The organism is Parablautia muri (assembly GCF_009917485.1).
Taxonomy (GTDB): domain Bacteria; phylum Bacillota; class Clostridia; order Lachnospirales; family Lachnospiraceae; genus Suilimivivens; species Suilimivivens muri.
Genome location: NZ_QZDT01000137.1, coordinates 1 through 2,188, shown reverse-complemented (window position 1 = coordinate 2,188; position 2,188 = coordinate 1). Strand labels below are relative to the sequence as shown.

Sequence of the window (2,188 nt, the reverse complement as noted above, 5' to 3'; positions counted from 1 at the left end):
ATCCGCCTTTAAAGCTAGTCCTAGGTTGAAGAATGCTCGTTCTTCCTATTCCTGTTATGTTTCCTTTGTTTTGTGTGACTGCAAATTGAACTGTTTGTTTGTGCATTGGTCTTTACCTCCTGAATTTGATTATTGTTGGTTATTTTGACTACCTCCCACCGTTACCAGTGGGAACGCTCACGGCCTAAAGTCCTGTTTATAGTCGCCGTGACGACTGTTTACTTGATTCTCAATACGCTGTATTCTGTAACTTTGGTGTACTCTTCAAGGCTTCCTAAATCCTCTTCAAGTCTCTTTTTATCAAGTGTTGCTCTGGTCTGTGATTTGTAAGTGATTTTTGCTGAATCGGTAATCTCTGTATCAATCTGGTTTTCTACCATGTAGGCGATTACTTCCGCTTCAAGTGATTTCTGGATTTCGGCGGCTTCCTCTGCCATTGCTTTGTACCTTCTAATCTCCTGTACTTTCTTTTCTAAATCTGCTTTTGATATACACATACTCTTAATCTCCTTTTCTTATTTAATTTGGCAGCAACCCTTAAATAATCTTCCTGAATATTCCTCTCGCGCCTTGATACCGTCACAGGTATATTGATTTAAGTTTGTGGGTGCTTTCGGCTTACCTAGTTGCTTGTGGTTGGGTGATTGATTAATTTGTTTGGTCTGTCTTGCTTGACCTTGTAAGTATATTGTATACTGTACCCAGTATATTGTCTATTGACATTTTCCACAAATGTACCCAGTATATTTTGTATATTTTTATACTGGTCTCAGTATTGTCTATTTATATATTAGATGTTATAATAAAATATAAAACTCTAAAGGGGTGAATATATATGGCATATAGTGAAGCACAAAAAAAAGCTGTAAAAAAATATAATGAAAAAAATTATGATGAAGTAAAAGTCAGAGTAAAAAAAGGTAGTAAAGATATTATACAAAGACATGCTAATTCAAATAACGAGACTGTAAATGGGATGATTAATAGACTTTTAGAAAATGAAATACCTGAGTTAAAAGATTGATACTTGTTTTGGCTTCTAATATATGTTATATTAAATATACAAAAAGGGAAAGCCAGAGAAGCGGCTACCCTTTTGAATAATGTTTAGCCTAATGTTTTACAACACTAGCCGTCACTATTGCAGTAGTGGCGGCTATTTTCTTTTTCCCTTGAAGATCGTGTAACATAACCCCACAAGGGCAACAATGAATATTCCAGTTTGAATCAGATCAGAATATGTAACCATTGCATCACCCTCCTTTCTTTCGTCTGGAGGGCTACTTGACTCTCCGAAAAAGAGGGTAGCCGCCTAGCTCTCTGGTCTCCCATAAGTAATATATCATCCATTTATATTTTTATCAATACTATTTCAGGAATATGTACCCAGTATATTTTGTACAAATTCATTTTAAAAATATTGTGTAAAATGTCTATTGATTATATACTGTACCCAGTATATAATAAACCTATCAAATCAATCAAACCACAAACACAAAGTACCTTGATAATTGAATAGACTTTGCACTTTGACTATGATATACTGTATTTACTTAGTGAAATCAGCAACCACAACAAAGGCGGTGATAAGATGACAGACAACGAGTTATTGCTTGCAATATCGAACATGCTTGATCCGATTAGAAATGATATGCAAAGCATAAAACAGGATATTCAAGAAATCAAAACTAGGGTAAAAAAGATTGAGATTACACAAGAAAATGAAATATTACCACGATTAAATACCATTGAATCTTGTTATACATCAACTTATGACAGATATAAAGATAATGTTGATACATACGAATCAATGAAGCAAGATATATCTATTATAAAAAAGGTTGTGGCAGAACACAGCGAAAAGCTACAGAAATTGGCATAATTACAATTGCATAAATATATCACATAACCAAAGGTGTAAAGTCTATTGAATTATCAAGGGCTTTACACTTTTTTATTTGGAGGTTATGAGGTATGGCATATTTCAAGAATGTAAATACACTGGAAGAATTAAGAAGACAGTACAGGGATTTATTAAAGAAGTATCACCCTGACAATGCAAACGGAAGCACACAAGCAACACAGGAAATCAATGCTGAATATGGTCAGCTATTCAACCTGGATTCTCGGAGTTAACATGACGAGGTTGGTACCTTCACTCCGAGAGCCTCATATATTTTTGCCTGCT

Annotated in this window: 5 protein-coding genes; 3 read left to right on the top strand and 2 right to left on the bottom strand. The window is 34.6% G+C overall.

Going from position 1 to position 2,188, the window contains the following annotated elements; translation table 11 throughout:
• Positions 1-218 precede the first annotated feature (218 nt).
• Positions 219-497 (bottom strand): hypothetical protein, encoded by a 279-nt coding sequence (locus tag D5281_RS24635; RefSeq protein WP_160562492.1) that lies wholly within the window; start codon positions 495-497, stop codon positions 219-221.
• Positions 498-835: 338 nt separating this feature from the next.
• Here D5281_RS24635 and D5281_RS24630 point away from each other — a divergent pair, with 338 nt between their 5' ends.
• The gene (locus D5281_RS24630) at positions 836-1,024 is read left to right on the top strand and encodes a hypothetical protein (protein WP_160562491.1); all 189 of its coding nucleotides are present in this window, start codon (positions 836-838) and stop codon (positions 1,022-1,024) included.
• Between the two features lie 132 nt (positions 1,025-1,156).
• Here D5281_RS24630 and D5281_RS26815 read toward each other — a convergent pair whose 3' ends face one another.
• Positions 1,157-1,249, bottom strand: a complete 93-nt coding sequence (locus D5281_RS26815) for a putative holin-like toxin (RefSeq protein WP_330585330.1) — start codon at positions 1,247-1,249, stop codon at positions 1,157-1,159.
• 342 nt (positions 1,250-1,591) lie between these two features.
• On the opposite strand from D5281_RS26815, the gene D5281_RS24625 reads away from it, so the two are divergent.
• Entirely contained in the window at positions 1,592-1,882 is a 291-nt protein-coding gene (locus tag D5281_RS24625; protein ID WP_160562490.1) for a hypothetical protein, read from the top strand.
• A 92-nt stretch (positions 1,883-1,974) separates the two neighbouring features.
• Positions 1,975-2,136 (top strand): DnaJ domain-containing protein, encoded by a 162-nt coding sequence (locus tag D5281_RS24620; protein WP_160562489.1) that lies wholly within the window; start codon positions 1,975-1,977, stop codon positions 2,134-2,136.
• Positions 2,137-2,188 lie beyond the last annotated feature (52 nt).